14 protein-coding genes and 2 pseudogenes are annotated in these 22932 nt (G+C 68.5%); 4 read left to right on the top strand and 12 right to left on the bottom strand.

All coding sequences use genetic code 11. The features are described 5' to 3' along the window. Window positions 1-12: 12 nt before the first annotated feature. The 7 genes and pseudogenes from OG798_RS42300 to pqqA all read right to left on the bottom strand — a co-directional run. Window positions 13-5478: a glycosyl hydrolase family 28 protein gene (locus OG798_RS42300; RefSeq protein ID WP_328758727.1), complete on the bottom strand. Its 5466-nt coding sequence runs from the start codon at window positions 5476-5478 to the stop codon at window positions 13-15. A 23-nt stretch (window positions 5479-5501) separates the two neighbouring features. Next, window positions 5502-6296: a heparin lyase I family protein gene (locus OG798_RS42295; protein WP_095851635.1), complete on the bottom strand. Its 795-nt coding sequence runs from the start codon at window positions 6294-6296 to the stop codon at window positions 5502-5504. 7 nt (window positions 6297-6303) lie between these two features. Next, window positions 6304-7476, bottom strand: a complete 1173-nt coding sequence (locus OG798_RS42290; RefSeq protein ID WP_443054223.1) for a glycoside hydrolase family 88/105 protein — start codon at window positions 7474-7476, stop codon at window positions 6304-6306. A 23-nt stretch (window positions 7477-7499) separates the two neighbouring features. Next, window positions 7500-8585: a pyrroloquinoline quinone biosynthesis protein PqqE gene (gene pqqE / locus OG798_RS42285; RefSeq protein ID WP_328758726.1), complete on the bottom strand. Its 1086-nt coding sequence runs from the start codon at window positions 8583-8585 to the stop codon at window positions 7500-7502. Continuing rightward, window positions 8582-8836 carry a pyrroloquinoline quinone biosynthesis peptide chaperone PqqD gene (pqqD, locus tag OG798_RS42280; protein ID WP_121414463.1) on the bottom strand — a complete coding sequence of 85 codons (255 nt, stop codon included), beginning with the start codon at window positions 8834-8836 and terminating at the stop codon, window positions 8582-8584. Before pqqD ends, pqqE begins: the two co-directional genes overlap by 4 nt. Before the next feature lie 401 nt (window positions 8837-9237). Next, window positions 9238-9951 (bottom strand): annotated as a pseudogene (gene pqqC, locus OG798_RS42275) (pyrroloquinoline-quinone synthase PqqC); the annotation flags it as partial. A gap of 75 nt (window positions 9952-10026) precedes the next feature. Next, a pseudogene (pqqA, locus tag OG798_RS56710) lies at window positions 10027-10095 on the bottom strand (pyrroloquinoline quinone precursor peptide PqqA); the annotation flags it as partial. A 393-nt stretch (window positions 10096-10488) separates the two neighbouring features. Between pqqA and OG798_RS42265 the strand changes: the two are divergent. Together OG798_RS42265 and OG798_RS42260 are read left to right on the top strand one after the other, a co-directional pair. Next, complete coding sequence (locus tag OG798_RS42265; RefSeq protein WP_267063964.1) at window positions 10489-11280, top strand: aldo/keto reductase; 792 nt, start codon at window positions 10489-10491, stop codon at window positions 11278-11280. A 236-nt stretch (window positions 11281-11516) separates the two neighbouring features. Further along, window positions 11517-12212 carry a glycoside hydrolase family 75 protein gene (locus tag OG798_RS42260; protein ID WP_097224099.1) on the top strand — a complete coding sequence of 232 codons (696 nt, stop codon included), beginning with the start codon at window positions 11517-11519 and terminating at the stop codon, window positions 12210-12212. A gap of 72 nt (window positions 12213-12284) precedes the next feature. On the opposite strand, the gene OG798_RS42255 is transcribed toward OG798_RS42260, so the two are convergent. The 3 genes from OG798_RS42255 to OG798_RS42245 all read right to left on the bottom strand — a co-directional run bounded on the left by OG798_RS42255 (window position 12285) and on the right by OG798_RS42245 (window position 15250). Then, window positions 12285-12986, bottom strand: coding sequence for an SDR family oxidoreductase (locus tag OG798_RS42255; RefSeq protein ID WP_328758725.1), 702 nt, complete (start codon window positions 12984-12986; stop codon window positions 12285-12287). Window positions 12987-13266: 280 nt separating this feature from the next. Next, on the bottom strand, window positions 13267-14202 hold the full coding sequence (locus tag OG798_RS42250; protein ID WP_267063429.1) for a hypothetical protein: 936 nt from the start codon (window positions 14200-14202) through the stop codon (window positions 13267-13269). Between the two features lie 154 nt (window positions 14203-14356). Continuing rightward, window positions 14357-15250, bottom strand: a complete 894-nt coding sequence (locus OG798_RS42245; RefSeq protein WP_261690136.1) for a class I SAM-dependent methyltransferase — start codon at window positions 15248-15250, stop codon at window positions 14357-14359. Window positions 15251-15389: 139 nt separating this feature from the next. Here OG798_RS42245 and OG798_RS42240 point away from each other — a divergent pair, with 139 nt between their 5' ends. Further along, a complete protein-coding gene (locus OG798_RS42240; protein ID WP_183127073.1) occupies window positions 15390-16160 on the top strand; it encodes a phytanoyl-CoA dioxygenase family protein in 771 nt (256 codons plus the stop codon). 27 nt (window positions 16161-16187) lie between these two features. Here the strand turns inward: OG798_RS42240 and OG798_RS42235 are convergent, their stop codons facing one another. Continuing rightward, on the bottom strand, window positions 16188-17903 hold the full coding sequence (locus OG798_RS42235; RefSeq protein ID WP_328758724.1) for a glycoside hydrolase family 6 protein: 1716 nt from the start codon (window positions 17901-17903) through the stop codon (window positions 16188-16190). Window positions 17904-18072: 169 nt separating this feature from the next. Further along, window positions 18073-19545, bottom strand: coding sequence for a cellulase family glycosylhydrolase (locus OG798_RS42230; protein WP_267063427.1), 1473 nt, complete (start codon window positions 19543-19545; stop codon window positions 18073-18075). A 256-nt stretch (window positions 19546-19801) separates the two neighbouring features. Between OG798_RS42230 and OG798_RS42225 the strand changes: the two genes are divergently transcribed. After that, complete coding sequence (locus OG798_RS42225) at window positions 19802-22723, top strand: glycoside hydrolase family 48 protein (RefSeq protein WP_121414469.1); 2922 nt, start codon at window positions 19802-19804, stop codon at window positions 22721-22723. The last annotated feature ends 209 nt before the right edge of the window (window positions 22724-22932 follow it).

Here is a 22932-nt window from a genome sequence, read left to right as displayed (position 1 = left end):
GGGTTCGTCCCCTCAGCCCGTGTACTGGGCGAAGACCTTGAGGTAGTCGTACGGCTGCTGCGACACGCCGCTGCAGGAGTCACCGTCGGAGCCGGAGCCGCAGGCCCGGTCGCGGTTCACGGACCAGTAGGTGAGGCGCCCGATGTGGTGCTGCTGGGCGTAGGCGAGCATGGTCTTGAAGTCGGCGACGCGGACCAGTTCGCCGGAGTCGTCGGTCTTGCCGTTCATGGACGACAGGCCGATGTGCGCGTACGCCGTCGCGTCGCTGTATCCATAAGCCGACTTGACCCGTGCCTTCAGTCCCTCCATGGCCTGGGTGGTGAGCGTGCCCATGTTCGTGGTGCCGCCGCCGAAGTCGAACGGCATGATGCACCAGATGTCGTTCGCGAGGCCTGAGGCGGCGCCGCGCTTGATCATGTCGACGCCGGTGGAGTCCGGGCCGCTGGTCGCCGTGCCGAAGGTGATGATGGTCTTGAGGCCGGAGTTGTTGGCCTTCACGATCTTCAGCGCGTCGATCACGCGTTGCCGGACGGTCGCGTTGCTCCACTCGGTGTTCTCGATGTCGATGTCGATGACCTTGAGCCCATAGGCGTTGACGACCTTCTGGTAGGCGCCCGCGAGCGCCGAGGCGCTGGAGCACTTCTCGCCGAGCTTGGCGCCGCTCCAGCCGCCGATGGAGACGACGACGTCACCGCCCGCCGCGCGGATCGCGTTGATCTTCGACTGGTCGTTGCCGCCGGTCAGCGGGCGCGAGCCGTCCCACTTCGGGTTGCAGGAGCCGTCGGAGAGAACGAACGCGAGCGTGAACCACTTCACCCCGGTGGCCGACATGACCGAGGTCGGGTTCTGCGGGCTGCCCCAGCCGAGGTACTCGTAGGGCGCCACCGCCATGCCCGGTGAGGCCGCGGCGGTCTTCAGGGTGGTGCTCACCGGCTTCACCCGGATCAGGCGCGTCTCCCCCGGGCGCAGGGTCGCGCTGTACGAGTCCGCGATCGTGCCCTTGTGGGAGCCCGACCACAGGTCCGTGACATCGCCGGAGCCGGTGAAGCCGACCTGCGACCAGTTCACACTCACCGTGGAGTTGCCGGACGTACCGGTGTTGAAGAGGGCGACCACGTACTGGCCGTCGCTCTCCTTCTTGCTCCAGACCTGCTTGACGCCGCTGCTCACGATCCGCTTCGCGGCGACGCCGTCCTGGTCGACGCCGATGAGGCGGTCGTTGGTCAGCATCGGTTTGTCGACGGAGTCGAGGTCGGTCAGGTCCGTGCCGAGCAGCAAGGGCGCGCCCGCCATCGCCCACAGGGTGAAGTGCGAGCGGCGCTGGTCCGCGGTCAGGCCCGCCTGGTCACCGTTGCCGATCTCCAGGGAGTCCAGGTCGTTCCAGCCACCAGGACCGGCGTACTGCTGCCAGTTGGCGGCCGAGGTGAAGCGCGCGGAGACATGCGACCAGTCGGTCAGCGGATAGCCGCTGCCGTTGTCGCCCGAGCCGCAGTAGCACTCGACGTCGCCCTGCGTGCGCCAGCTGTTCGCCAGTGACTTCCAGGTGGAGGCATGGGCGATCGGCAGGTTGTTGGAGAGGGCGAAGGTGATGGGCCGGCCGGTGGCCCGCAGCGCCTTGTCCCAGGCCTGGACGTCGGGGATGTCCGCACTGCCCACGCCGTCGATCTTCAGGTAGTCGACTCCCCAGGAGGCGAACTGCTTCGCCCATGAGTTCACGAACTCCTGGGCGCCCGGCTTCCCGTAGTCGATGTAGTACATGTTCTTGCAGTTGTAGTTCTTCTCGGTCTTCGAGGTGTCCGCGATGTCGGCCGCGTGGTACGAGGTCCCCTCGATCGGTGTGTTCCTGGTGACGGCGTTCTTGGCGATGCCCGGCGTCACGTAGAAGCCGAACTTCAGCCCCTTGGAGTGGATGTAGTCGGCCAGCGCCTTGATCCCGGCGGGGAATTTGGTGGTGTCGACGGTCCAGCGTCCGTAGGAGTCGACGACGAATCCGTTCGCGTCGCACTTCTGCCAGAAGTCGTCGAGGTTGATGTACACGAAGCCGTGGTCCTTGAGCCCGCTCGCGACGAGCGCGTCGGCCTGCGCCTTGATCTTCGCCTCGGTCGGCCAACGGCGCACGAAGCTCCAGCTGCTCCAGCCCATGGCGGGTCGGAGGGCCTGGCCGTTGTCCGAGTACGTGTGGACGGTGGCCGCCGGGGTGGCGTACGACGTGCCGATCCAGGCCTCGTCGATCCGCAGCCGCTTGGAGCGGGTGGTGTCGGTGGACGCGGCCCAGGTGGTGTCGACTTCGAGGCGTACGTATCGGGCGTTGGCGGCGGTCAGGTCGATCCCCTGGATACCCCGCCTGCTTGCGAGCTGACCGGTCTTGACCGCGCTGCCCCAGGTGGACCCGTCGTTGCTGAGGAACACCTTGTAGTCCTTGATACGTGCGGACTGCTCGGTGTCGGAGCGCGCGTAGGCGACGGAGTCCTCGCGCTGGTTGAGGCCGATGTACTGGACCTTCTTCGCGCTGCCGAGGTCGAAGGTGAGGTTGACGGGCAGCGTCTTGTTGCTGTCCCAGTAGGTGAGGTAGTCGCCGTCGCCCGCGGCAGCCGCGCCATGACCGCTCGCCGAGGCGCTCGCGGACATCGTGACGCCGGACGCGATGCCCTGGCGGCCCGCCGTGGTGACCTTGAAGACGGTGTCGTACGGGTCCCAGTTCGCCAGGCCGCTCAGGGTGAGCACGCCACCCGACTGGGACCACGAAATAGCCGCGCCCGTACGGAGGTTGGTGACGGAGGCGATGCGGTAGCCGTTGTCGCGGATGCGCAGGGTGCTGGTGCTGGGCGGGGTCAGTACGTGGATGTACTGGAGGTCGGGGTCGGTCTTGCTGACCGTGGTGACACCGTGGGCCCCGTCGTTCCAGAAGCCGGGCTTGAGGCCGCCGTACAGGTAGCCGCCGCCCTCGGTGCCGTGCAGTGACTGCCAGATGGGGCCGAGATAGGAGTTGGCGAAGTTGTTGAAGGCCTCCTGGTTCGTTGGGAACTTGCCGTTGACCTGCGCGGTCTCGGCCATCAGGGCCTTCACGGAGGAGCCGGCGTTGGTGATCAACCGGCCGAGGGTGAGCATCTTGTCGACGGACGGGTTGGAGCCGTCGTACCACCACGCCCCGCTCGACGGCAGCTTGAAGTCGGCTTCGGTGAGGCGGGGCCCGGCCGTGTAGACGGCTTGGGGGTAGTCGTAGGACGGGGTCATGCCCGTCTTCTGCTCATTGCTGATCATGTCCATGATCGGCGTGTCTTCGTTGTTGTTGCTGAGCGTGTAGTTCGGGCGCTTCTGCTGGATCTGCGCGTAGAGGTCGTGGCTCTCCCAGTACGCGTTGTCGTTGTCGATCCAGAAGCCGCCGAGGTCCGGATAGCGGTCCATGACCTCGAAGAAGTTGTCGTAGCTGAAGCGGCCGAAGCCGTCGCGGGTGGTGAGGTCGACGTCGGTGCCCTTGTAGGCGGAGTACGCGGCCGAGTCGAGCCACTCGTGGCCGCCCTCGTCGTGCCACTGGGGGTCGTCGGTCATGTAGAGGATGACCTTGAGGCCCTTGGCCTTGGCGGCGGTGATGAGTTCGCCGAGGAAGTCCCGCTTGGTGGAGCAGCTGCCGGGGATCTTCGAGGGCCAGGGGCGGGCGTAGCCGAGGCGGCTGTGGAAGGTGGCGAGGACGAGGTACTGGGTGTGCAGTTTCTGGGCCTCGTTCACCCAGTAGTCGGGCGTCCAGCCGCCGTTGGTGACGTCGTTCTCCCAGGCGGTGCAGCTGGTGTGGGCGGGGGCGGTGCGTTCGCCCCAGTGCAGGAAGAGTCCGCCGACGGAGCCGCGCAGGAAGGCCTGGCGGGGGTTTTCGAGGTCGAGCGGCTTCACACCTGTGTGCGGCCGCTGCACGGCGGTGGTCGTCGTCGCCGTGCTCTTGGCCGCCGTACCGCAGTTCTCGCTGGAGCCGCCGGCGGAGACCCGCAGTGCGCCGCCCGAGGTGTTGTGACTGTCCGTCAGGCAGTAGCCGGTGACGTTCTGGAAGCCCATGTCGTGGGGTGAGTTACTCCCCCGCTGGGCCGTGAACCGGGTGAACCTGATCCCGTTCGCGGCGTTCGCGATGACGGCCGGGCGTCCGTCGTCGGCCGCGTATTTCACCGAGCTGTCCGTGAAGCTGACGTTGTCGGCGTTGTGGACGTACCAGCCGTAGGCGGGCCGCGTGCCGATGGCCTTCGGGTTGTAGTCGCCCGGGTCATTGCTCGGCACGGCGGTGGACATGGTGCCGTTGCCGCCGGGGACGGTGATGTCGACGTTGGTGAAGGTGACCCCGTTGATCCGGTGGCCGCTCTCGCCCCACAGTGTCGGGCTGAAGGATGGACTCACCCCGGTCGCCGTGATGTTGTCGTACGTGACGTTGCTGATCGAACCGACGCCGGGACTGTTGCCGCAGCGCTTTCGGGTACCGATCTTCTGCATGATGGGAGAGCGGACGCCGGTCATGGTGATGTCGCGGTAGTGGACGTCTGAGATCTTCGCGCCGTCCATGGAGACCATGCCGAGCCCGGACTTGTTCGAGCCCTCGATGCGGATCTTGGCGAACTGGTAGTCGGAGAAGTCTCCGCAGGTCTCGGACCCGAACATCAGGGCGTTGCAGCACACCGCCGACAGATACGAATCGCTCACCCGCACATGGCCGTTGGGGAGCTTGGCGCCGAGCGCGTAGTCGCTCTTGAAGACGAGGGCGTCGTCGTTGGCCTTGATGTCGGCATTCGTGACCGTGACGTTGGTCGTGCTGATGATGTTCCAGCCGTCGCGGTCGCTCGCCGTGTCGATGGTCAGGTGGTCCGAGGTGACGTTCGTACAGCCGTTGATGAGGGCCGCGAAGTGGCCGCCGCGCCGCAGGGTGAGGCCGTCGCCGAGGCGCAGGCCGTCGCAGCGGGTCAGCGAGAGGATCTTGTCGGCCTCGCCGGACTTGGGGTTGCCGGTGATGAGGTTGCCGAGGCCGTCGATGACGCCCTCACCGGCGAAGCCGATGTTCTTCAGCTTGTCGCCGTAGATCATCGCGTTGTGGAAGTGGCTGTGCCCGTAGTCCTGGTAGGCGTCGTTGGGGTTGGCCTCGGGCGGGTCGTAGGTGTCCGCGCTGGAGCCTTGGATCGTCGCGCCCTTGTCCACTTGAAGAGTGACCTCGCTCTTCATGTGGATGGTGTTCTTGGACTTGTACTGGCCGGCGGGGAAGCGGACGGTGCCGCCGCCCGCCGCGTTGGCGGCGGTGATGGCCTTGTTGATGGCGGGGGTGTCGTTGGTGGAGCCGTCGCCCTTGGCTCCGTAGGCGTGGACGTCGAAGACGGCGGCGTGGGGCGTTTTGGTGGACGTGGACGTGGGTGGGGTGGCGGTTCGGGGGGCCGCGAGGGCCTCGGGGTGGGTCAGGCCGAGTACGACGGCGAAGGCGAAGAAGACGCTCGCCGCCCAACTCCGCTTTCTCATGGGGGGTTTCATGGAACGGCTCCTCATACCAGTTGGTAGCCGCGCAGGTTGGTCAGCAGCAGGTAGCAGTCCTGCAGGGACCCGGAGGTGTCGCCGAGGGACCGGTAGATGCCCCACTTGGGGCGCACCCGGTCGGCGAGGAAGGTGTCGACGCCCGACTTGGACGCGTCGATGACGGTGGTGGAGCCGTTCTTGAGGATCCAGCGGAGGGTGCCCGCGGAGCCGTTGCCGACCTTGATCTGGAAGTCGACGTCGATCCATTTGTTCTGCAGCGGCTCCAGATCTGTGCGGCCGATGAGGATGTCGTCGATCGCGAGCTTCAGCTCGATGGTCTGCACCCCGTTCACCCGGCGCAGTGACTGCACCACGATCGGCGAGGTGCCGGTGCCGGGCTGCTTCATCTGCATGATGTGGGTGAAGGTGGTGGTCGCCTTCAGCGAGCTCGGGATGTACATCGAGTACGTGACCCGCCAGGTCTGGCCCACGGTCCACTTGAGGTAGTCACTGCCGCTCCCGTTGCGCAGGCCCGTGACTTCCTGGCGCTGGCGGTCCGTCGAGGTGTCGCGGTCGACGGTGTGCATGTTGAAGCGCCAGTTGTCGCCGGTGGCGAAGATGTGCGGCTGCCCCGCGGGGTGCGAGTCGGCGCGGTCGTCCTCGATCGTCTCGAAGGCGCCGAGCTTGTCGCCGCTCGCCGACGGGGACCACTTCAGCTGCCAGGAGGCGGCGTGGGCGGCGGTGGCCGTCGCCGGGATGCCGACCGCGGCTCCGGCGGCGCCGCCGAGCGCCGCGCCGAGCAGGGTCCTTCTGGTGGTGCTCATGGCTGACTCACCTCGTCCTGAGTGGGTGGGCTGTGAGCTGTTCGTTCATGATCAGAAAGGCGCCGAGGCCGTGGAAGTCGTTCGTGGCCCGGTCGCGGGCGATGTAGTACGCGTAGTCGCCGACATTGGTGCCGATGGAGATGTCGATGACGTTGGTGCGGCCGTCGGCGCCGACCGACATCCTGGAGAGGACGCCCTGGTAACCGCGTTGCGCAACGGACCCGTAGTGCGGGTCGAGGTAGCCCTGCTGGGCGCCGCGCGAGAGGGCGTAGGTGAACATGCTGGAGCAGGACGTCTCGGTCCAGTTGTCGCTGCGGGCGCCCTTGTCGATCACCTGGAACCAGCGGCCGGTGGCCGGATCCTGGTACTTCTCCAGCCCGGCGGCCAACCTCCTGAAAATGCCCACGAGTTGGGGTCGCCTGGGGTGGTTGACCGGGATCGCGTCGAGCACGTTGACGATCGCCATCGCGTACCAGCCGACCGCCCGGCACCAGTGCTCCGGGGCGAGACCGGTCGCCGGGTCGGCCCAGCTCACCGTCCTCGACTCGTCGTAGGCGTGCTTCAACAGGCCGTTCGCCACCTGGAGATGGTTGCCGTAGACGTAGAGCTGCTTGGCGGCCTCGTCGTTCGCGTAGGTCGTGTCCCCGAACTCCTTGCCGTACTCGACGAGGAACGGGTTCACCATGTAGACGCCGTCCGACCAGAGCTGATGGGCCCGGCTGCTGGTGTCGGCGTGCCAGAAGCCTCCGTCGGAGGTGCGCGGGTAGGTGTTCAGACGGTTCCGGATCTTCAGGGCCGCCTTGCGGTAGCGGTCCTGGCCCGTCTCGTGATGCAGGATCGTCAGCAGCCGGCCCGCCTGCATGCTGTCGAGGCTGTTGAAGCTCTGGCCGATCGAACCGTCGCTCGACACGAAGCGGTCGACATAGCTCTTGATGTAGGTGAGATAGCGGGCGTCGTGCGTGCGCTGGTACGTGAGGTACTGGCCGTAGAGGTACAGCCCGACCGGGTACGACCAGCCGCCGATCGTGCTCGGGGTGTAGCGGGCCATGGTCGAGTCGATCAGGGCGACGGACCAGTCCTGGGCGGCGGCGGGCCTTCCCACAGGCGCTTGGGGTAAAGGTGCTGGGGGTGCGGTGGCGGCCACCGTGGTCAGGCCGGCGGTAGTGAGCACGCCCGCCATCAGCGCTGCCCGCAGTCGTCGTCTCATGTTCCTCTCTCTCGGTAGGCGTAGGCGGAGTTCCTGAGCGGGGCCTCGTCGACGAGCGCGCGGACGAGGTGGTGGTCGGGTGCGTGGCGGCAGGCCGGGTCGGTGCGGGAGGCGTCGCCGGTGAGCGCGTACGCCTGGCAGCGGCAGCCGCCGAAGTCGGTCGTGCGCAGGGCGCAGCCGCGGCAGGGGTCCGGCATCCACGCCTCGCCCCGGTAGGCGTTGAAGGCCTTCGACTCACGCCAGATCCAGTCGATCCGGTGTGCGCGCACGTTCGGCGCGTCGAGTGTCGGGAGGGTCGCGGCGGAGGGGCACGGGAGCGCGGTGCCGTCCGGGGCGACGGTGAGGGAGACGGCGCCCCAGCCGCCCATGCAGGGTTTCGCGGTGGCGTCGAGAAGGTCGGGGGCGACCCAGACCAACTCCAATGAGCCGGTGAGTTGTTCGCGTCGGCGGCGCACGGTGACGCGGGCCCGTTCGACCTGGTCCCGGGTCGGCAGCAGGGCGGTGCGGTTGCGGGCGGCCCAGCCGTAGTACTGCGTGTGGGCGAGCTCGATCCGGTCGGCGCCCCAGGCGAGAGCGAGCGTGATCAGGTCGTCGACGGCGTCGATGTTGGCCCGGTGCAGCACGACGTTCAGACCGAGCGGCAGCCCTGTCGCCCGCACCAGCCGTGCGGCGCGCTCCTTGGCGGTGAACGCGCGGGCTCCCGCGATGAGTTCGGCGGCTTGGGGATCGGTGTGCTGCACGGAGAGCTGGACGCTGCGCAGTCCCGCGTCCAGCAGCTCCGCGAGCCTTCGCTCGTGCAGGCCCACACCGCTGGTGACGAGCTGGGTGTAGAGGCCCGCGGTGTCGGCGGCGGCGACGATCCGGGCGAGATCGCGCCTGAGGAGGGGTTCGCCGCCGGACAGGTGGGTCTGGACAACGCCCAGGTCAGCGGCTTGACGAAAGACGTCAGTCCATTGTTCGGCGGTCAGCTCTCTTGACCGACTGATCAGTTCGACGGGGTTGGAGCAATACGCGCAGCGCAGCGGGCAGCCGTGGGTGAGTTCGGCCAGCAGGGCCCAGGGGGGATCGACGGTCGCGGTCATCGCAGCCAGCCCTCCTCGTACAACGCCGAGAGGAATCCGGGTACTTCGTCGGCGATCGGCGCGCCGGGGAAGCGTTCGGCGAGCATGGCGACGATCTCGGGCACCTCGCGCCTGCCGTCGCAGAGCCGAACGACACTCCCGGCGTGGCCGCGCAGGACGACGACGCGTTCGGGCATGAGCAGCAAGTCCGTGTCGCGTACGCGATCATGACGGAGCATCACGGAGCGGGCGAGAACGGGAAGCCAGGTCATGGCGGGCCCCCTGCGGGGCCGGGCACCACCGGGGTGTCCGTCTGCACGGGTGCACCGGGGTGGCGGGCCGGGACCTTCGTCGGTATCGACGCACTCGCGGTCCCTGCCTGCGCCGCCGCGCCCGAAGCCCCGAAAGCCGCGTCGCCGCCGGCCACGTCCCGCGCGGCGCGGGGACGCCGCTGCGCGGGCCCGCGCGCACGCGAACTCGCCACCGAATCCGACAGCCCCGGCGGGACGACTCCGGGCGAGACCTCCCCAGACGACGACTCAAACACGAGGGGCGAGGCATCTCCCGACGTGCGCTCAGACACGAGCGGTGAGACATCTCCCAGCACATGCTCAGACACAAGCCGCGCGGCATCCCCCGACACCCCGTCCGCCGGGCCCGTCGGCACGGAGTCGCTCGCCCGGTCCACCGCGTCCAGGAGCGCCCACAGCACCTCGCACTTGAATGTCAGCGCCGCCACGGCCCGTTCCTGCTGCTCACGGGTGCGGGCCCAGCCCTGGACCAGGGCGAGCGCCTCCTCGCTGTCACGGCTGCCCTGCCCGATGCGGGTACGGAAATACGCGAGCCCCTCCGCCTCGATCCAGGGGTAGTACCGCTCGAACGCGGCGATCCGCGTGCGCATCAACCCCGGTGCGGACAGCTCCGTGAGGGAGGCGGCGACCGCGTCGAGCGCGGGGCGCAGGCGGCAGAAATTGACGTAGCCCTCGACCGCGAGCCGGACACCGGGCAGCACCCGGGCGGTGTCCCACAGCGCCGGCCGTTCGAGGCCGGCGGCCTCGCCCAGCCGCAGCCAGCGTTCGATGCCGCCCTGTCCGACGGCGGTGCCGTCGTGGTCCTGGATCCTGCGGACCCACACCCGCCGCAGTGCGGGATCGTCGAACTTGGCCAGGATCAGGGCGTCCTTGACGGGGATGTGGCGTTGGTAGTGGAAGCGGTTGATGATCCAGCGGCGCAGCTCGGCCGGGGTCAACTCGCCTTGGTGCATACGGACGTTGAAGGGATGACGGTCGTGGTAGCGGTCCTCGGCGACGGCACGCAGCCGCTCGGTGAACTCGGCGGTTCCCCAAGGGGCCGCGGCACCGTCGTCGCACACCGGTGTCGCGGTCATGGTTCGACAACCGTGGGGCTAGGCCGTACGCGCCAGGCGTGGCCCGGCGGTCGCCGCTTCGGCAACCGGGCCCAGGCGGTCGCCGAGGGCGTACGCGGTGACCTCCAGGGCGGTCTCGACGACCAGATACCCGGGGGTCTTCCAGACCCTTTCCTCCGATGTTTCCCGAACAACCTGCTCCGCGCGGCAGCCTTCGAGGGCGTTCTTGTTCATGTGCGCGTACCTGCTTTCCTAATGGGTGGGGGGTGTAGGGCCCAGACAGGTGCTGGTGTTCACATGCATGCACCGGGTTCATGAACCCGTTCGGTGACGCCCTACAGAGTGGTCGGATGACGGAACTCGGTCAATGGTCCGGACCGATAAGGTCGGATCCATTTCCGGCCAATCTCCGACCCTCACCAGGAATCCACAGCGAATCCACCGGTCAGGAATGCATAACGGCCGGTGATCGTTGACCATGGGAGTACCATCCGACGACTTAAGGATCGAGAGCTCGTGAGCAAGGTCCCCCCGATCATCCTGAACAACGGCGTCGAGATGCCGCAGCTGGGCTTCGGTGTCTGGCAGGTCCCGGACGACGAGGCGGAGCAGGCCGTCGCCACGGCGCTGGAGTCCGGATACCGCAGCATCGACACCGCGGCGATCTACGGCAACGAGGAGGGCACGGGCAAGGCCATCGCCACCTCCGGCATCCCCCGTGAGGAACTCTTCGTCACCACCAAGCTCTGGAACAGCGACCAGGGGTACGACTCGACGCTCCGCGCGTTCGACACCTCCCTGGAGAAGCTCGGCCTGGACTACCTCGACCTGTATCTGATCCACTGGCCGCTGCCGACCCGGGGCAAGTACATCGACACGTACAAGGCCTTCGAGAAGCTCTACACGAACGGCCGGATCAAGGCCATCGGTGTCTCCAACTTCTACCCGGAGTACCTGGAGCAGCTGATCGAGGCGACGTCCGTCATCCCGGCCGTCAACCAGATCGAGCTGCACCCGCACCTCCAGCAGCACGCGGTCCGCGAGTACCACGCGCAGCAGGGCATCGCCACCGAGGCCTGGTCCCCGCTCGGCTCGGGCAAGGGCCTGCTGGAGGTCCCGGCGATCGTCGCCATCGCCCAGAAGCACAACCGCACTCCGGCCCAGATCGTGCTGCGCTGGCACATCCAGCTGGGCAACGTCGTGATCCCCAAGTCCGTGACCCCGTCCCGGATCAAGGAGAACATCGACGTCTTCGACTTCTCGCTCGACACCGAGGACATCGCGGCGATCAGCGCGCTGAACGAGGACCGTCGCCTGGGTCCCGACCCGGCGACGTTCGACATGGGCTGAGCCCGGCCCCCATGGGCTGACCTGCCCCGACCCCGCCGCCGGCCCGGACGCGCACCGCGTGTCCGGGCCGGCGGCGTCTTCCCCCGCGCGCGCCGACGCGCATCCACACGTTTCCACTGCGGTTTCAGCCCCTGGACCGGACCAACTCCGCCGAAGGGCTTGACGCGGTCATGCAAGAAGGCCACCTTGTACGGCAACCCGGTAAGGAAACTTTCCTAACAGAAGGGTCCCCCACAGTGCGCTCTCGAACACTGACCCTCGCGGCCGTCGCCGGTGCCGCGCTCCTCGCCACCGCGGCACTCCCGGCCAGCGCGTCGGGCTCCGCCACCCCCCGTTCCGCCCAGGAGGGTTCGGTCAGCGCGGCCGACCTGCTCGCCAAGGTGACGTCCTGCTCGCAGATTTCGAACGGCAAGTACAAGACCGACGACGAGACCTCGGCCACCATCCCCGTGTGCGGCAAGAACGGCGCGGTGTTCTGGAAGGCCGACATGGACATCGACTGCGACGGCCAGGTCACCGGCAAGTGCAACGGCGACGCCGACCCCTGGTTCCAGGACGACACGGCGTTCCACCAGTCCGACGGGAAGCCGCTGCGCGCCGAGTCACTGCCGTATGTGGTCGTGCCCAGCACCAGCAGCATCTGGAAGTACACGAGCTATGGCATCAAGGGCGGCGGTGTCGTCGCCGTGATCTACAACAACAAGGTCGAGTACGCGGTGGTCGGCGACACCGGGCCCACGAAGATCATCGGTGAGGCGTCGTACGCCACGGCGAAGGCCCTCGGCATCGACCCCGACCCTGCCACGGGCGGGGCCGACTCCGGAGTGACCTACATCCTGTTCAAGAACTCCCAGGTGTCGCCGATCGAGAGTCACAGTGCGGCGGTGTCGCTCGGGGACTCGTTGGCGAAGCAGTTCCTGCAGAACAACTGAGGCTTCCGCACCCATTGAGGCTCTGCACCAACTGAGGTTTCCGCGACAGCTGAGGCGCCCGCGGGTCCGACGTCAGTTGGGCTGGCCGATCGGACGTACCACCACGGTGTTCACATCGACGCCCGACGGCTGTCCGATCGCCCAGACGATCGACTCGGTGAGCTGGTCCGCCGTCAGCAGATGACCGGGTGGCAGACTCCCGTAGCTGTCCCAGAACGGGGTCTCCACCCGGCCCGGCGAGATCAGGGTCACGCCGACACCGAACTCGGTCACCTCGCGGCGGGCGTTCTCGGCGAGCCCGGTCACGGCCCACTTGGTGGCCCCGTAGATGTTGCCGGGGCCGTGGACGTGGCCCGCCACACTCCCGACCAGCACGATCCGGCCCCGCGTCTCCTTCAGGGCGTCGATGGAGGCCCTGATCAGCAGCGCGGGACCCAGCACATTGGTCAGCACCATCTCGGACCAGCCCGCCGGATCACCGCCGGCGACGGTGTCGTGCGTGGCGAAACCCGCGTTGGCGACGACGGTGTCGAGTCGCCCGAACTCCTTGAGCGTCAGCTCGACCGCGGCGTGCACCTGGTCGTAATCGGCCGCGTTCCCGACGACCGTCAACAGGCCCTCGGGGTTCCCGAGTTCCTCGGCAAAGGCACGCAGCCGCTCCGCACCGCGGCCGGTGACCGTGACCCGGTGGCCGGCGTCGAGCAGTCGCCGCGCGACCGCAGCGCCGATGCCGCTTCCGCCACCGGTGATGAGTGCGACAGGTGAGTCGGTCATGGATACCCCCGTATGTGTGCGACAACGAGCGGGAGTACATCACTTGAAGTGCCCTCGAAGTCAAGGCCGGCACCGCTGGCCTCCCTCAACACGTCCGCCGGTAGGGCACGTCGGGCAGATACCTGCGCCACTCGGCCCGGGTCGCCCCGCCCCCGCCCGAGCGCACACATCGGCCGCCGCACGGGCAGGCGTCAACTGTGCCGAACACAGCGACAGATGACCCGTCGCGATGTGCAACTCCCCCGCACCCGGGGAAAATCCGATCGCAAGGTCGGGTCCGTCACCGGTCGACAGGGTCGCTCCCTCCCGTCGCGGGGACGCCGTCTCCCACACGCGGACCGAGCCGTCGTCCCGGCTTTCTCGGCCAGCAGCGAGCCGTCGGCCGAGAAAGCCGGGGCGGGCCGCTCGACGGTGGAGTCGGCGACTGCCAGGACGACGATCCGGTGCTGTCCGCCGTCGTCCCACGGGGTGAGGCGCCCCCGGGTGTCGGCGGCGGCCAAGTAGCGTCCGCCCGGGCTGAAGACCGCGTCGGCAGGAGATCCTCGCCCTGGAGTCCCTGCCTGCGACTGCCCGTCGCGACGTCGATCAGGACTCCCTCGGCGGTCACGACCGTACGCCCGGCCGGGTCGATCGCGGCGGGGCCTTCGCTCCATCTTCCGACGACGTGGGCGACGGGGTGCGCGCCCTGGCGGGTGACGAGGATCCCGTCGCGGGTGCTGACGGCGATGTACACCGTGCCGTCCGCGGCGACGGCACGCACCGCGGGCCGCACCGCGGGCCGCACCGCGGGTTCTGCCGACTGCCCGTCGGCGTCGAACGCGGCATCGCTCCGTGCCTTCTTCCGCCACGCCGGGCTGATGAGCCCATGCAGCGAGAGGGTGCGTACGACTCCTGCCTGGGAGCCTTCGCGGTAGCGCAACACCTCCTCGCGCGGGTCGAGCCGGATGTCGGTGACGGCGGGCGTCTCGACGGGGAACGTGATGAGCGGCCGGTGCGGCCCGCCGTTCGCCGGGGCCGGGCTGTCCGTACGCCACAGGGCCAGGCCGGCCGCACCCCAGCTGAGGACGTACGCGCCCGTGGGGTCGAACTCCACCGAGTTGACGCCCTCGCCGGGCATCGGCAGCAGGGGACGCTCCCGGTCGGCATGGAAATTCCAGGTGACGACGCCGTCCGCGGTTCCCGCGGCCAACGCGCGGTTGTCGGGAGTGAAGGTCAACTCGTCGGAGCGGCACAGCAGCCGCCCTGCGTCCGCGCGGGCGGATCGGTCAGGACCCGGCGCCGCTCGACGACGTCCCAGACACGCAGTGGTTCACCGTCGTGGGTGCACCAGCCGTGTACGCGCGCCCCGGCACATGCTGACCGGACGCGCACTACTCCGGCTTCACCGCGACGTGCACGGTGTGCGCCGTCAGCAGGAAGACGTCCGGCCGGTGGTACACGCTCGCCTTGTCATCCGGGTCGAGGAGACGGTCGAGGGTGGCGAGGTCGTCCGCGTCGAGGCCGGGAGCGAGGGAGTCGCGGCGGTGGGTGAGGGAGGTGACGACGAAGGCGCGCGTCTCGTCCGAGACCGGGGCGGGGAGGTCGACGAGGAAAGTGCGGGTCGCGGTGTGGCGCAGGCCGACGGCGGTCATCAGGGCGGGCCAGTCCTCCGTCTCGGCCACCGCTCCGGGCAGCTCGTCCCGCATCCGGCCGAACCACTCGTCGTGGACCGCGTCGATGCGGGACTGAAGGCCGGGGCGGCCGATGCCGATCTCGCGCGGGACGTAGCGCATGGGCAGGCCGCCCTCCATGAGGGCGAGGGTGCCGCCGGGCGCGAGAGCCCGTGCGAAACCGGTGAGCGCGGCGCGCTGGTCGCCCACGTGATGCAGGGACCTGCTCGCCCACAGCAGGTCCGCCGGGTACTCCAAGTCACCCAGTCCGCCGCCGAGTTCGGCCCGCAGGGTGCTGAAGCGGTCGCCGACGCCGAGCCGGTCGGCGCGGGCGCGGGCCCGCTCCAGCAGGGGTTCCACCTCGTCCACGGCCACGACCCGCGCCGCGGGGAAGGTGTCCGCGAGGAGACAGGAGATGACACCGGGGCCACTGCCCGCGTCCACGATCAGCCCGGTCTCGGACCGCTGGTCCCGCAGCCAGCCCGCCGCCTCGGTGTAGAGCGGGCTGAACAGCTCCGCCTCCTGCTCCAGCATGGGGATCATCTCGGCGAAGTCCATGTGGGTGTGGTCATGAGCGTGCCGGTCGTTCTCGTGGTCGTGGTGGCCGTGTGCCATGGTGGTCCGCCTCTCGTCCGGGTGCGTACACAGCGTGCTCCTCGACTCCCGGAAACAGCCAACGATGTTGCGTAAACGGCAAACCCGGCGGCAGAAAAACCTGATGCGTCCGAAGCGGCGCGTCCACGAGCATGGCCCCATGGAGGACGAGATGGTGGAGCGGTTCCTCGAGGACGGGTTCGTGAAGATCGAGGGCGCCTTCCCGCCGCGCGTCGCCGAGGGCTGCGCCCGGTTGCTGTGGAAGGAGACGGGGTACGACCCGGACGACCCCGGCACCTGGAAGGACCCCGTGCACTGGGTGAGCAGCATGGCGCAGGGCCCGTTCGCCGCCGCGGCCAACTCCCCCGCCCTGCACCAGGCCTTCGACCTTCTGGTCGGCGAGAGACGCTGGGATCCGCGCTACGCGCTGGGCAGCTTCCCGCTGCGGTTCCCGCACACGCGGGAACCGGACGACGCGGGCTGGCACATCGAAGGCAGTTACCTCCCCGACGGCGAGACGCTCTACCACTCCAATCTCCGCTCGCGGGGCCGGGCCCTGCTGATGCTCTTCCTGTTCAGCGAGGTGACCGAGGCCGACGCCCCGACCCGTATCAGGGTGGGCTCGCACCTCGATGTGCCGCCGGTCCTGGAGCCGTACGGCGAGGCGGGGGCCTCGTTCCTCGAGCTCGGTCCGAAGGTGGCCGAGGCCTCCGCGCACCGCCCGCTCGCCCACGCCACCGGCCGCCCCGGCGACGTGTATCTCTGCCACCCGTTCCTGGTGCACGCGGCGCAGCCGCACCACGGCACGCGCCCGCGTTTCATGGCGCAGCCGCCGCTGTATCCGTCGGTGCCCTACGAGCTGGAGCGGGCGGACGGCGACTACTCGGCGGTGGAGTTCGCGATCCGCCGGGGGCTGGCCCAGGAGGCCTGACCCCGGCGGATCACCGGGTCGGGCGCCCTACAGCGGCGGATACGCGTTCGTCATCAGCTGCTGGAACTGTGCCGAGAACCAGTGCCCCGACAGCGGGGCGTTCGGCAGCGCGCCGGACATGTTGTTGTTGTTCCGGGGGTTGCCCGTGTAGGTCGGGTCGCACATCCGGTCGAAGCCCTTGCCCTCGTCGTTGGCGATGGCGGAGCTGGAGCCGTCGGACTCACCCGGGGGCTTCATCCACACATAGGCGTCGATCCCTGTGGCCGGGGCGGCCTGCGGGCGCTCGCCGAGGCCGGCTCCGGCCTGGTTGCACCAGTTCCCGACGTGGATACGGCGGTCGTAGCGTCCACCGTCGACGTAGGTGTCGACACTGGTCGTCGCGCCGGGACCGGTGGGCCGGGCGGTGCCGCCCCAGCCGTTCCTGGACGTGTCGATCAGCATGCCGATGCCGGAGTTGAAGCCGACCGAGACGAGCTGGTTGCGGAAGCCCTGGGCGAAGGACAGCTCGTCGACATAGCGGTTCCAGTCGACCCACTTGGACTGGCGGACGGAGGTGCCGTTCACCGTGTCGTTGATGGTGAAGTTGTTCTCCTTCAGGGCGCTGTAGTTCGCCGTGTTGGTGATGAACCCGGCGACGTCGTCGACGGTGGCGCCCTCACTGGTGGCCGCCTGCTTGAACAGGGTGGCGGACGGGGCGAAGTTGTCGTCCCAGCCGATCCAGCCGTGGTGGCCGGCGTCGAGGTAGTTGTAGACGTTCGGGACCGCGCCGAGCTTGGCCAGCGCGTAGCCCACGCCCTTCACGTAGTTGCCGTTGGCGAGCATCGTGTCGCACTGCGGGGTGGCGGTGGCCCGGCTGCCGGTGTTGGTGACGAGGTTCGGCAGCGAGTCGATCTCGATGGTCGTGACGATCCGCAGCGAGGCGTACTTGCTGTCCGCGAGGATCGCCGCGATCGGGTCGATGAACTGCGTCTTGTACTTGTCGATCTCCGTCGGGCCGAGCTCCCCGTTGGAGGCGAGGGCCGCGCAGTCACGTCCGGGCAGATCGTAGACGACCAGCTGGACGACCTCCTCGCCGCTGCCCTTCTGCGCGAGCGCCGCGTCGAGGTGGGCGCGCAGGCCCATGCTGCCGCTCGCCCCGTTGATCGCGGCGATCCGGTCGAGCCAGACACCGGTGGGCTGGTTGGAGATCCGGCTGCCGCCGGTCTCCGCCGCCGCCTTCGCGGACCACTCCGGGTTCACGTACACCTTGGCACCGGCGTACGGGTTGTCGACTCTCCCGGAGGGGTCACTGCCCCCTCCGCCGCCTCCGCCACCGCTTCCGTCGTCGACGTTGCAGGTCACCCCGTCAAGGGTGAAGGAGGTGGGCAGCGCGTTGGTGCCGCTGTAGGAGGCGTTGAAGCCGAAGCTGACCGAACCGCCGGTCGCCAGCGTCCCGTTGTAGGTCTCGTTGGCCGCGGTGACGGCGGTGCCGCTCTGGCTGATCTTCGCGTTCCAGCCCGAGGTCACTTTCTGGTTCCCGGCGTACGCCCACTTCACCGCCCAGGAGGTCTTGGCGGCGCTGTTGTTGGTGACCGTGACGGCGGCGGTGAAGCCGGTGTCCCACTGGTTCTGCACCTTGTAGTCGACGGTGCAGGGGATGGCGGCGATCCCGGCGGGGTCCGCGGGAACGGCCGCCACGGCGGTTCCCGAAGCGCCGGCGAGCAGGACGAGCGCCCCTAAGAGCGCGGATTTGGTACGACTCATGAGTGCGGGTTCCCATCTCTTCTTGTGCGGGTGTCCGTTGACTTCCTGCGCGGGTGTACGTCTGGTTCCTGCGCAGGGGTGCGTGTGACTCCTGCGCGGGGGTGCGTGTGACTCCTGCGCGGGGGTGCGTGTGATTCCAGTGCGCGTGTGCGTCTGATGCCTGCGCCGGTTATCCGTTGAGGGCGCGCAGATGATCACGCAGCCCGACTCCGTACGACGTGGGAGTGCCGTCGTAGTCGGAGATCAGGGAGGGACCGGAGGAGCAGTCCCAGGTGTTCCAGGTCCAGCCGAGGTAGGAGAGCCCCCGGTCGTCGAACCACTTCATCGCGGTGTCGACGAAGCCGTGGGAGCAGGTGTTCTCGCCGATCTCCCCCGCCACGAGTGGGACTTGGGCCGCCACCGGGGCGAGCGTCGAGTTCCAGCAGCTCTCACTGGCGCACGTGTTGAAGTTGTAGGTGTGGAAGGCCGCGACGAGGTTGCCCGTCGGATCGCTCGGCCTGTACGTCAGCCACTGGCTCAGGTCGTTGGAGTACGCGAGCCCGCCGGTCAGGATCAGGTTCCTGGCGCCGGTGCCGCGCACCGCGTCGACCAGGTCCTGCATCCCGGCGACCTCGTAGCCGATGCCCGGGCAGGTGCCGCCGTCCTTCCAGCAGGCCCACGCCTGGGCGGTGGTGGAGGTCGCGCGATCCGGGTAGGGCTCGTTGAACAGGTCGAAGGCGACGGCCTGGTCGTCCTTGAACGTACTGGCGACCGAGGACCAGAACGCCGGGCTGTACTGCGCGTCCGGCATCGGCTTCTGGCAGGTGGCGTGCACGTCCGAGCAGCCGGCCGAGTTCCCGGTGTACTGCCCGTAGTTCCAGTGCAGTTCGACGAGCGGGGTCATCCCGTGCGCCTCGACCTTGGCCACCAGGTCCTTGACGGCGGAGATGTAGTGGGCGCCCGCGTACTCCGGTTTGATGTTGGACAGGCCGAGCCAGCACTCCTCGTTGAGCGGAATGCGGACCGTGTTGGCCTTCCAGTCGGCGATCGCCTTGACCGAGGCGTCGTCGACGGGGCCGTCGAAGATGCCGTATCCCTGGACGCACATGAACTCGCCGCCGGAGCGGTTGACGCCGAGCAGCCGCCGCGTCGTACCGTCGGCGTCGACGAGCTTGTTCCCGGAGACGTGCAGCTCGGGTGCCGTACCGGTCGTGGGCGGCGGGTCCGTCGGGGTCGGCGACGGCTCCGTGTCCACGTTGCACGTGGTCCCGTTGAGCTTGAACGTCGTGGGTACGGCGTTGCTCCCCGACCACGAGGCGAGGAACCCGGCGCTGACACTGGCCCCTGAGCCCAGCGAGCCGTTCCAGCTCTCGTTGGCCGCGGTGACCGTCGTGGCGGACTGGGACCACTTGGCGTTCCAGCCCTGGCTGACCTTCTGACCGTTCGCGAAGTCGAAGGTGAGACTCCAACCGCTGAGCGCGGCCCTGTTGTTGGTGATCTTCACGGCGCCCTGGAAGCCGGTGTCCCACTGGCTCGTGACGGAGTAGTCCACCGTGCACGCGGGTGTGGCTCCTGAAGCCGTGACGACCGGCGCGATCGCGGTGCCCACGAGGGCGACCGCGGCGCCGACCACTAAAAGTCCTGAACGCGGAGGGTGTCGCATGAGCGACTCCTTGCAGCTCGGGCGCGTCGTGACGGACGCGTCGACTGATGGAACCGCTCCCACTGGTGCGGATGAAGTTAGCGCCAAGTGTCGGTAAAGGACAGAGGCGTCGCACTGTTGATCAATCGAACAATTTCGACTCTTCAAGCACCTTGACCCCTTCGACCCCTCTCTCCAATATGGGAGCGCTCCCACTGGTTCAAGGCTTGTTGCTGCTCCGCCCCCACTTCTCCGAGCCGCAAGGAGGAACCAGGACATGCACCCAAGTTCCAGAAGCAGACGCCGGAGGACCCGGCGGCTGTGGACCGCCGCGGTGGCCGCCCTCGCGCTTCCGCTCACGATGCTCGCGAATGGCTCAACTCCCGCTCAGGCGGCGGGAGTTCAGTGCAGTGTCGACTACAAGACCAATGACTGGGGCTCCGGCTTCACCGCGGATCTCACGCTCACCAACCGGGGCGCTGACCCGATCAACGGCTGGACCCTGACATACGACTACACCGGCAACCAGACGCTGACCAGCGGCTGGAACGGGACCTGGTCGCAGTCCGGCAGGACGGTCACCGCGAAGAACGCCTCCTGGAACGGGACGATCGCCGCCGGGGCAGCGGTCTCCACCGGCGCGCAGTTCACCTACAGCGGCACCAACACGGCGCCCGCCTCGTTCGCGATCAACGGCACCACCTGCACCGGCGCCCACCAGCCGCCGGTCACCGTGCTGACCAGCCCGGCCGCGGGCGCGGTCTACACGCAGGGCGACGCGATCCCGCTGGCCGCGACCGCGGCGGCCGCCGACAACGCGACGATCGCCAAGGTCGAGTTCTACGACGACACGACCCTGCTGGGCACGGACACCAGCTCCCCCTACACGCTGTCGACGTCCAGCCTGGCCGTGGGCAGTCATTCGCTGGTGGCCAAGGCGTACGACAGCCTGGGCGCCTCCGCGGCGTCCACACCCGTCGGCATCACGGTCGCCTCGGGTCCCGCCGTGGTGGCTTCGCCGACCCAACTCGGCGTCCAGCAGAGCAAGTCGGGCACCTTTGCCGTGCAACTTTCGAAACAGCCGGCCGCGAACGTGACGGTGACGACCGCCCGTACGGACGGCAATACGGGCCTTTCCGTCACCGGCGGCGCCTCGCTCACCTTCACCCCGGCCAACTGGAACACGGCGCAGAACGTGACCGTCACCGCCGATGCCTCCGGGACGGGCGCCGCGACCTTCACGGCCTCGGCGACCGGGTACGCCAAGGCGACCGTCACCGTGACGGAGCTGGCCGCGTCGAAGGCGTACGACGCGCGTTTCCTGGACCTCTACGGCAGGATCACCAACCCGGCGAACGGCTACTTCTCACCCGAGGGCATCCCCTACCACTCGGTGGAGACGCTGATCGTCGAGGCGCCGGACCAGGGACATGAGACGACCTCGGAGGCGTACAGCTATCTGATCTGGCTGCAGGCGATGTACGGGAAGGTCACCGGCGACTGGTCCAAGTTCAACGCCGCGTGGACGACCATGGAGACGTACATGATCCCCACCCACGCCGACCAGCCGACGAACTCCTTCTACAACGCCTCGAAGCCCGCGACCTACGCGCCCGAGCTGGACACCCCGAACGAGTATCCGGCCAAGCTCGACACGGGCGTCTCCGTCGGCTCGGACCCGATCGCGGCCGAGCTGAAGAGCGCGTACGGCACGGACGACGTGTACGGCATGCACTGGCTCCAGGACGTCGACAACGTCTACGGCTACGGCGACGAGCCCGGCAAGTGCGAGGCGGGACCGACCGCGACCGGACCGTCGTACATCAACACCTTCCAGCGCGGCGCGCAGGAGTCGGTGTGGGAGACGGTGCCGCAGCCGACCTGCGACGCCTTCAAGTACGGCTCCACGAACGGCTACCTGGACCTCTTCACCGGGGATTCCTCGTACGCCAAGCAGTGGAAGTACACCGACGCGCCGGACGCCGACGCGCGGGCCGTGCAGGCCGCGTACTGGGCCGACGTGTGGGCCAAGGCGCAGGGCAAGGGCGGCGATGTGTCCACGACCGTCGGCAAGGCGGCGAAGATGGGCGACTATCTGCGCTACGCCATGTACGACAAGTACTTCAAGAAGATCGGCAACTGTGTCGGTCCGTCGACCTGCGCGGCCGGCACCGGCAAGGACGCCTCGCACTATCTGCTCTCCTGGTACTACGCCTGGGGCGGCGCGACCGACACCTCGGCGGGCTGGGCCTGGCGCATCGGCTCCAGCCATGTCCACGGCGGCTACCAGAACCCGCTGGCCGCGTACGCACTCAGCTCGTACGCCGATCTGAAGCCCAAGTCCTCGACGGGGGCGGCCGATTGGGGGACCTCCCTCACCCGGCAGCTGGAGTTCTACCGCTGGCTGCAGTCCAACGAGGGTGCCATCGCGGGCGGCGCGACCAACAGCTGGGCGGGCCGTTACGCGACCCCGCCGGCTGGGACACCGACCTTCTACGGCATGTACTACGACCAGCAGCCGGTGTACCACGACCCGCCGTCCAACCAGTGGTTCGGCTTCCAGGCCTGGTCCATGGAGCGGGTCGCCGAGTTCTACCAGCAGACGGGGAACGCGAGCGCGAAGGCGATCCTCGACAAGTGGGTCTCCTGGGCACTGTCCAAGACCACGATCAACCCGGACGGCACCTACCAGGTCCCCTCCACGCTCCAGTGGTCCGGCACACCCGACACGTGGAACGCTTCAAGTCCCGGCGCCAACAGTGGACTTCACGTGACCGTCACCGACTACACCAACGACGTCGGTGTGGCCGCCGCGTACGCCAAGACCCTGTCGTACTACGCCGCCAAGTCCGGCAACGCCCAGGCGAAGACGACGGCGAAGGCACTCCTCGACGGCATGTGGAGCAACTACCAGGACAGCCTGGGCATCGCCGTCCCGGAGACCCGCGCCGACTACAACCGCTTCGACGACACGGTCTACGTCCCGAGCGGCTGGAGCGGCAAGATGCCGAACGGCGACACGATCAACTCCACCTCGACCTTCACCTCGCTCAGGTCCTTCTACAAGAACGACCCGAACTGGTCGAAGATCGAGGCCTATCTGGCGGGCGGAGCCGCGCCCTCCTTCACGTACCACCGGTTCTGGGCCCAGGCGGACATCGCCCTGGCCATGGGCTCGTACGCGGAGCTTCTCGAATAGTCCCCGCCAAGCGCTCCGCGGGTTGGGCGGTACTCGAGCTGCGGGCCGTCTGTGGCTGGTCGCGCAGTTCCTCGCGCCCCTGAAGGGCGCGGTAGCTCGCCGCGCTTCACCGGAACCGCTTGAAAGCTCCGCGTGCGCGGTCTCGTCACCTGACGACGAGGCCACCTGGCCGGGCGGCCCCCACCCGCACTGGGGGCCGCCCGGTCGTC

The sequence above is a fragment of the Streptomyces sp. NBC_00271 genome, from assembly GCF_036178845.1.
Classification (GTDB): Bacteria; Actinomycetota; Actinomycetes; order Streptomycetales; family Streptomycetaceae; genus Streptomyces.
Note: the sequence above shows the minus strand (reverse complement) of the source record. Positions and strands in the feature narration are given on the sequence as shown.

Coding starts and splice junctions, on each gene's coding strand:
- OG798_RS42230 (WP_267063427.1), bottom strand. CDS start 19,545: ATGCGACACCCTCCGCGTTCAGGACTTTTAGTGGTCGGCGCCGCGGTC.
- pqqE (WP_328758726.1), bottom strand. CDS start 8,585: ATGACCGCGACCGTCGATCCCCCCTGGGCCCTGCTGGCCGAACTCACC.
- OG798_RS42255 (WP_328758725.1), bottom strand. CDS start 12,986: ATGACCGACTCACCTGTCGCACTCATCACCGGTGGCGGAAGCGGCATC.
- OG798_RS42225 (WP_121414469.1), top strand. CDS start 19,802: ATGCACCCAAGTTCCAGAAGCAGACGCCGGAGGACCCGGCGGCTGTGG.
- OG798_RS42295 (WP_095851635.1), bottom strand. CDS start 6,296: ATGAGCACCACCAGAAGGACCCTGCTCGGCGCGGCGCTCGGCGGCGCC.
- OG798_RS42290 (WP_443054223.1), bottom strand. CDS start 7,476: ATGGCGGGCGTGCTCACTACCGCCGGCCTGACCACGGTGGCCGCCACC.
- OG798_RS42300 (WP_328758727.1), bottom strand. CDS start 5,478: ATGAGAAAGCGGAGTTGGGCGGCGAGCGTCTTCTTCGCCTTCGCCGTC.
- OG798_RS42245 (WP_261690136.1), bottom strand. CDS start 15,250: ATGGCACACGGCCACCACGACCACGAGAACGACCGGCACGCTCATGAC.
- OG798_RS42240 (WP_183127073.1), top strand. CDS start 15,390: ATGGAGGACGAGATGGTGGAGCGGTTCCTCGAGGACGGGTTCGTGAAG.
- pqqD (WP_121414463.1), bottom strand. CDS start 8,836: ATGACCTGGCTTCCCGTTCTCGCCCGCTCCGTGATGCTCCGTCATGAT.
- OG798_RS42235 (WP_328758724.1), bottom strand. CDS start 17,903: ATGAGTCGTACCAAATCCGCGCTCTTAGGGGCGCTCGTCCTGCTCGCC.
- OG798_RS42265 (WP_267063964.1), top strand. CDS start 10,489: ATGCCGCAGCTGGGCTTCGGTGTCTGGCAGGTCCCGGACGACGAGGCG.